Source organism: Anaeromyxobacter terrae (assembly GCF_022690685.1).
GTDB lineage: Bacteria > Myxococcota > Myxococcia > Myxococcales > Anaeromyxobacteraceae > Anaeromyxobacter > Anaeromyxobacter terrae.
In genome coordinates this window covers 1-6,148 of record NZ_JALCYY010000115.1, presented here as the reverse complement: position 1 = coordinate 6,148, position 6,148 = coordinate 1, and the positions used below count along the sequence as shown (strand labels likewise).

General features: G+C 72.1%; 9 protein-coding genes. 8 read left to right on the top strand and 1 reads right to left on the bottom strand.

Annotated elements, in window-relative coordinates; genetic code table 11:
- Positions 1-371: SH3 domain-containing protein (locus MNY62_RS25055; protein ID WP_242347060.1), on the bottom strand; the 371-nt coding region annotated here is incomplete at its 3' end.
- Positions 372-505: 134 nt separating this feature from the next.
- Here MNY62_RS25055 and ispE point away from each other — a divergent pair.
- The 8 genes from ispE to rplI all read left to right on the top strand — a co-directional run bounded on the left by ispE (position 506) and on the right by rplI (position 5,980).
- Entirely contained in the window at positions 506-1,408 is a 903-nt protein-coding gene (gene ispE, locus MNY62_RS25050) for a 4-(cytidine 5'-diphospho)-2-C-methyl-D-erythritol kinase (RefSeq protein ID WP_242347059.1), read from the top strand.
- On the top strand, positions 1,375-1,674 hold the full coding sequence (gene spoVG, locus MNY62_RS25045; protein ID WP_242347058.1) for a septation regulator SpoVG: 300 nt from the start codon (positions 1,375-1,377) through the stop codon (positions 1,672-1,674). Before ispE ends, spoVG begins: the two co-directional genes overlap by 34 nt.
- Before the next feature lie 142 nt (positions 1,675-1,816).
- A complete protein-coding gene (locus tag MNY62_RS25040; RefSeq protein ID WP_242347057.1) occupies positions 1,817-2,782 on the top strand; it encodes a ribose-phosphate pyrophosphokinase in 966 nt (321 codons plus the stop codon).
- A gap of 461 nt (positions 2,783-3,243) precedes the next feature.
- Positions 3,244-3,951: a 50S ribosomal protein L25/general stress protein Ctc gene (locus MNY62_RS25035; protein WP_242347056.1), complete on the top strand. Its 708-nt coding sequence runs from the start codon at positions 3,244-3,246 to the stop codon at positions 3,949-3,951.
- Positions 3,952-3,959: 8 nt separating this feature from the next.
- A complete protein-coding gene (pth, locus tag MNY62_RS25030) occupies positions 3,960-4,538 on the top strand; it encodes an aminoacyl-tRNA hydrolase (RefSeq protein WP_242347055.1) in 579 nt (192 codons plus the stop codon).
- 107 nt (positions 4,539-4,645) lie between these two features.
- Complete coding sequence (locus MNY62_RS25025) at positions 4,646-5,095, top strand: 30S ribosomal protein S6 (protein WP_242347054.1); 450 nt, start codon at positions 4,646-4,648, stop codon at positions 5,093-5,095.
- A 3-nt stretch (positions 5,096-5,098) separates the two neighbouring features.
- Positions 5,099-5,518, top strand: a complete 420-nt coding sequence (gene rpsR, locus MNY62_RS25020) for a 30S ribosomal protein S18 (protein WP_242347053.1) — start codon at positions 5,099-5,101, stop codon at positions 5,516-5,518.
- A 12-nt stretch (positions 5,519-5,530) separates the two neighbouring features.
- Complete coding sequence (rplI, locus tag MNY62_RS25015; protein WP_242347052.1) at positions 5,531-5,980, top strand: 50S ribosomal protein L9; 450 nt, start codon at positions 5,531-5,533, stop codon at positions 5,978-5,980.
- Positions 5,981-6,148 lie beyond the last annotated feature (168 nt).

The following is a 6,148-nucleotide window of genomic DNA, read 5'->3' as shown; positions in this document are numbered from 1 at the left end:
GGGGCCGCGGCCGGCTCGGCCGCCGGCGCGGGCTGCGCCGCCGGGGCGGGCGAGGCGACGGCGGCGCCGACCTCGATCGCCGCGTCGTCGACGTAGCCGGTGCGGCCGGCCCCGGTGCGGACGCGGCGGAAGCCGCGGACTGCCCGGTCCGACGCGGTGACGGACGCGCCCGCGGGGAGCTGCTCCACGACATGGGCGAGCTTGTCCGGACCGGTGCGCAGCGCGACCTCGCGCTTCACCGTCGCGGAGAGCTGCGTCTGCGGTGCGGCCGAGAGGCGCGCCACGGGATCGGGCGCGAACGCGCTCCGACAGCCGGTCACGGCGACGAGGGCGAGGCCGACGACGGCGGCGCGAGCGAAGATGCGGGACATTTCGGTGTTCCTCCTTGAAGGGCGCGGAATCTAGGCTCGAAGCCGGGCGCCCGCAACGCGGAACATGAGGCGGCGGCCGGCCGTTCGTGACGCCCACGCCCCGGGTCGCGCGCCGGCTGTGATAGGAGCCACACGTGCGCCTCCAGACGACCGCCCCGGCGAAGGTGAACCTCGTCCTGCGCGTCGGCCCGCCGCGGAAGGACGGCTTCCACGGCATCCGCTCGCTCATGGTCCCGCTCGACCTGTGCGACGGCGTGGACGTCACGGTGGGCGAACGCCCGGGGCCGGTCACCTGCCGCGTGCCCGGCCGCCCCGAGCTCGACGGCTCCACGAACCTCGCCGCGCGCGCCGCGGAGCGCTTCCGCGCGCGCTTCGGCCTCGACCGCGCCGTGGCGATCCGGATCGCGAAGCGGATCCCGGTGACCGCCGGCCTCGGCGGCGGCTCGTCCGACGCGGCCGCCGTGCTGCGCTGCCTCGCGCGCGCGCTCCGGATCCGCGACCCCGCCGCGCTCGCCGAGATCGCCCTCGAGGTCGGCTCGGACGTGCCGTTCTTCCTCGGGCCCGGACCGGCGTGGGCCGAGGGGCGCGGCGAGCGGCTCACGCCGGCCGACGTGGCGCCTCAGCACCTCGTGCTCGTCTACCCGACCGCTCCCGCGCTCGCCATCCGCGCCGGCGACGCGTATCGCTGGCTCGACGCGTCGCGGCAGGGGCGGCGGCAGCGCCTCGCGCCCCGCTTCGATGGCTTCGAGCCGTCCCGCGCGGGGAACGATCTCGAGGCGCCCTGTCTCGTGGAGCGGCCGCCCCTGAAGACGCTCTTGGGGCTGCTTGTGGGTCGCGGCGCGACGACCGCTATAATGTCCGGAAGCGGGCCCACCGTGTTCGGCCTGTTTCCCAGCAAGAGCGCGGCGGCGCGAGCGGCGCGGACGATCGCGAAGGAGGTCGTCGACAAGGACGTGATGGTCCTCGCCGCGAGGACGGTGCGACGGCATCCGGGGGTTACGCCATGGAGATCACCGAGGTCCGCGTCTTCCCCGTGAACGAAGAGAAGCTGAAGGCCTACGTCACCATCACGCTCGATGACTGCTTCGTCATCCGCGACCTCAAGGTGATCCACGGCAACACCGGCCTCTTCATCGCGATGCCGGCGAAGCGCCGCAAGGACGGCACCTTCAAGGACATCGCACACCCGCTCAACACGGAGACCCGCGAGCGGATGGAGCGGACGATCCTCGCTCAGTACGAGCGAGAGGTGAACAAGGGGGCGGTCCCCCGCCCGACCGGCACCGACCCGCACGACGGCTGACGGCGCCGCCCGGCCCGGCCGTTTCGCGCCGGGCGCGCTTGCCCGTTGGGTCCGTCCGACGGTTCCGGTATATGTGGCGCCGCCGACGGCCTCCCTCCCCGGGCCGCCGTCTCTTCTTCGCGGGACCACGCCGGAGCGCGCGATGCAATTCCTTGGTAATCGGCCCGACTACCGGGTCTTCTCGGGCAACTCGAACAGGAAGCTCGCCGAGGCGATCTGCAAGGAGCTCGGGCGCCCCCTCGGCCACGCGACGGTCGGGCGCTTCTCCGACGGCGAGATCCAGGTCGAGATCGGCGAGAACGTCCGCGGCCTCGACACGTTCGTCGTCCAGTCCACCTCCCCCGACGCGAACACGAACACGATGGAGCTCCTCATCATGATGGACGCGCTGAAGCGCGCGTCCGCGGGCTCCATCACTGCGGTCATGCCGTACTACGGCTACGCGCGGCAGGACCGGAAGGTCGCCTCCCGCTCGCCGATCACCGCGAAGCTCATCGCGGACCTCCTCGTGGCGTCTGGCGCGACGCGCGTCGTCTCGATGGACATGCACGCCGGCCAGATCCAGGGCTTCTTCAACGTGCCGTTCGATCACCTCTACGCCGCGCCCGTGCTCGTCGAGCACATGCGCAAGCGCTTCGACGGCGACGCCCAGAACGTCGTCGTCGTCTCGCCGGACGCGGGCGGCGTGGAGCGCGCGCGCGCCTACGCGAAGCGGCTCGGCTCCACCCTCGGCATCATCGACAAGCGGCGCACGAAGCCGAACGTCGCCGAGATCATGAACGTCATCGGCGAGGTGCAGGGGAAGGTCGCCGTGCTCCTCGACGACATGATCGACACCGCCGGCACGCTCACCCAGGCGGCGAACGCGCTCATGGACAAGGGCGCGCTCAAGGTCTACGCGTACGCGACGCACGCGGTGCTCTCCGGCCCGGCCGTCGAGCGGATCACGAAGAGCGCGATCGAGGAGGTCGTCGTGACCGACACGATCCCGCTCCGCCCGGAGGCCGAGGCCTGCCGGAAGATCCGCTCCCTCTCCGTCGCCGGGCTCCTCGCCGAGGCCGTCCGCCGGATCCACTCCGCGGACTCCCTGTCGAGCTTGTTCGTTTAGAACGGGGGCTGCGCCCGGTGATCGTGCCGGGGGGACGCAGGAGACGCGTCCCCCCGGACCCCCCGGGCTCGCTCCGGCGCAGCCTCATCCGGCTGCGCCTGCGCTCGCGAGACGCCCGCCCGTGAGCGTGCGCGTCCCGCTGCGCGGGTGCGCGGCCGTTCCCCGCCGGGAGGGACTGCGTCCCTCCCGCTGATCGCGCGCAGCGGAGCGCCGCGACCACCCCCTTCGCCTCGGCGCCCTACCCCTCGCGCGGTCCGCCTTCGCGAGGCGCCCTGCCGACAATCGCCCGGAACCTCCCGGAACCACTTGACGTGCCCTGGGGTTTCCGGTAATCACCCGCGCTCCCGTGGCTCCCGGAAGGTCGGGGGCCCTTACACCACCCAGGGCCGGCACGCTCATCCGGCGGCCCCTCGCGCTCCGCTCCTCGATCGGAGCGGCCCGAGTCCATTGGGAGGACGAGAATGGCCGACATCATCGTCAACGCACAGCGCCGCGAGGGCAAGGGCAAGGGTCCCGCCCGCCGGCTGCGCCAGCAGGGCCTCATCCCCGCGGTCGTCTACGGCCGCAAGCAGGAGCCGACCCACCTCGCGGTGGACCCGAGCGCGCTCCTCAAGGCGATCGAGACCCCCCACAAGTTCAACACGCTCCTCACCCTGAAGCTCGACGGCAGCGACAAGCACGTCCTCTTCAAGGACTGGGCGGTCGATCCGGTCTCGCGGAAGCTCGAGCACGCCGACTTCCTCGAGGTGAGCCTCGACAGCCCCGTGAAGGTCGACGTGCCGGTCGTCACGACCGGCCGCGCGGCCGGTCAGGCCGAGGGCGGCATCCTCTCGCTCGCGACGCACGAGATCGTGCTCGAGGCACTTCCGGCCAAGATCCCGGTGCGGATCGAGGTGGACGTCACGAACCTCAAGATCGGCGCGTCGATCCACGTCTCGGAGCTGACCCCGCCCGAGGGGTGCAAGTTCAAGTACTCGACGGACTACGTGATCGCGTTCCTCGCCGTGCCCGAGAAGGAAGAGGTCGTCGCCCCGGTGGCGGCCGCCGTTCCGGGCGCGGCTCCGGCCGAGGGCGCTGCCGCCCCGGCGGGCGCTGCCCCCGCGGCTGCGGGTGCCGCTCCCGCGGCCGAGGCCGGCAAGAAGCCCGAGGCCAAGGGCGCGAAGAAGTAGGCACGCCCTTGAAGCTCGTCGTCGGTCTTGGGAACCCCGGCCCCGACTACGCGCGCACGCGCCACAACGTCGGCTTCCTCGTTGCCGACAGGCTCGCGCACGCCCTCGGGGCCGAGTTCTCCCTTCGCAAGTTCGCCTCCGAGCTGGCGGAGGGGCGGGCCGGCGGCGAGCGGGTCTGGATCATGAAGCCCCAGACCTACATGAACCACTCCGGCGAGTCCGTCGGGCCCGCGCTCCACTTCTGGAAGCTCGGGCGCGAAGACCTCGTCGTCGTGCACGACGACCTCGAGCTCGATCCGTTCCGGATCCAGCTCAAGGTCGGGGGCGGTCACGGCGGGCACAACGGCCTGAAGAGCGTGAACGCCCACGTGGGCGGCCCCGACTACGCGCGCGTGCGCGTCGGCGTGGGCCGGCCGCCGCCGCGGATGGATCCCGCCGACTACGTGCTCGGCCGGTTCTCGAAGGGCGACGAGGCGGAGCTCGAGGACTGCCTCGTGCGCGCCACCGACGCCACCCGGCTCGTGGTCGAGCTGGGGGCGGCGAAGGCGATGAATCAGGTGAACCGCCGCGCGAGCGCGGCGGGATAGCAGCACTCTCCTGCAGCACCCGCCGGTCGGCATGGGGCCGGACGGCGGAGACGGAGACGACTCCTCGCGGCGGGCGAACCGCCGCTTTCAGACCCGAGGGGAGCGACATGGCGGAGACGAGGAAGCTCGTACGCGAGTACGAGACCATCTACCTGCTCAAGGCGGAGACGCCCGACGACCAGGTGGAGGAGATCAAGGAGCGCCTGCGCGGCGTCGTGACGCGCGAGAGCGGCAAGGTCATCCGGTTCACGAACCAGGGGAAGCGGAAGACCGCGTTCCCGGTCGGCAAGAACCCGAAGGCGCTCTACATGCACGTCCTGTACGTCGGCCAGCCCGGCCTCGTGCAGGAGCTCGAGCGCAACCTGAAGATGATCGACGTCGTCCAGAAGTTCCAGTCGGTGAAGGTCGCCGACGGCGTGGACTTCGACGCGCGCCAGGTCGAGGCCGACGTGAAGATCCAGGCCGTCGAGGACGAGGCGAAGCCGCGCGAGGAGCGCGGTGAGTTCGTCCCTGGCGAGGAGCCGTTCGAGGCCGAGGCGCCCGAGGCGGAGGAATAGGCCATGGCACGTCCTGACATGGGTGGTCCGAAGAGCAGCGGTGGGTTCGGCGGTCCGCGGAGCGGTGGCGGCTTCGGGGGCGGCGGGTACGGTGGCGGTGGCGGTGGCGGCGGCGGCGGCGGGTTCGGCCCGCGCGGCGGCGGCGACCGCGGGGATCGCGGCGACCGCGACGATCGCGGCGGCGACGAGGGCGGTGGGCGGCGCGGCTTCGGCCGGCGCAAGGTCTGCCGGTTCTGCGCCGACAAGACGCTGAAGGTCGACTACAAGGACCAGTCGCAGATGAAGTACTTCCTGACCGAGCGCGGCAAGATCATCCCCCGCCGCATCAGCGGGAACTGCGCCAAGCACCAGCGCGAGGTGGCCACCGCCGTGAAGCGCGGCCGCATGCTCGCGATCCTGCCCTACACCGTGGGCGGGATGTAAGGGAGGCCGGCGATGAAGCTCATCCTCCGTGAAGACGTCGAGAACCTGGGCAAGGGTGGCGAGCTCGTGGAAGTGAAGCCCGGCTACGGGCGCAACTTCCTGCTCCCGCGCGGCCTCGCGGTCCTCGCGAACCCGAAGAACGTCCGCGAGCTCGAGCACCAGAAGGCGATCGCGACCGCCAAGGCCGCGAAGATGAAGGCGAGCGCGCAGGCCGTCGCGAAGCGGCTCGCCGAGACGCCCATCACCCTCGTGCGCAAGGTCGGCGAGCAGGACAAGCTCTACGGCTCGGTCACGGCGATGGACGTCGCCGAGGCCCTCGCCGCGCGCGGCCTGCAGATCGATCGCCGCTCGATCGACCTCGCCGAGCCGATCAAGACCACGGGCGACTTCGAGGTCCCCGTGAAGCTCCACAGCGAGGTGGTCGGCAAGGCCAAGGTGAAGGTCGAGGCCGAGCCGGCGTAGGCTCGCCGCTCGCATCGCTTCATTCGAGAGGGCCGGTCCTCAGGGGCCGGCCCTCTCCTCGTTCCGGGCCCCGGCGAGCCGCGGGAGCGGTGGAAGTGACTCAGCGGCACAGCGGCGCCGCGGCGGGAGGCAGCTCGCCCGCCTCGATCGCGCCGGCGCGCGCGCTCG

Excerpts from the sequence above, each read along its gene's own strand:
- MNY62_RS25025 (WP_242347054.1), top strand. The coding sequence starts at position 4,646 with ATGGCGGAGACGAGGAAGCTCGTACGCGAGTACGAGACCATCTACCTG.
- MNY62_RS25035 (WP_242347056.1), top strand. The coding sequence starts at position 3,244 with ATGGCCGACATCATCGTCAACGCACAGCGCCGCGAGGGCAAGGGCAAG.
- rpsR (WP_242347053.1), top strand. The coding sequence starts at position 5,099 with ATGGCACGTCCTGACATGGGTGGTCCGAAGAGCAGCGGTGGGTTCGGC.
- spoVG (WP_242347058.1), top strand. The coding sequence starts at position 1,375 with ATGGAGATCACCGAGGTCCGCGTCTTCCCCGTGAACGAAGAGAAGCTG.
- rplI (WP_242347052.1), top strand. The coding sequence starts at position 5,531 with ATGAAGCTCATCCTCCGTGAAGACGTCGAGAACCTGGGCAAGGGTGGC.
- MNY62_RS25040 (WP_242347057.1), top strand. The coding sequence starts at position 1,817 with ATGCAATTCCTTGGTAATCGGCCCGACTACCGGGTCTTCTCGGGCAAC.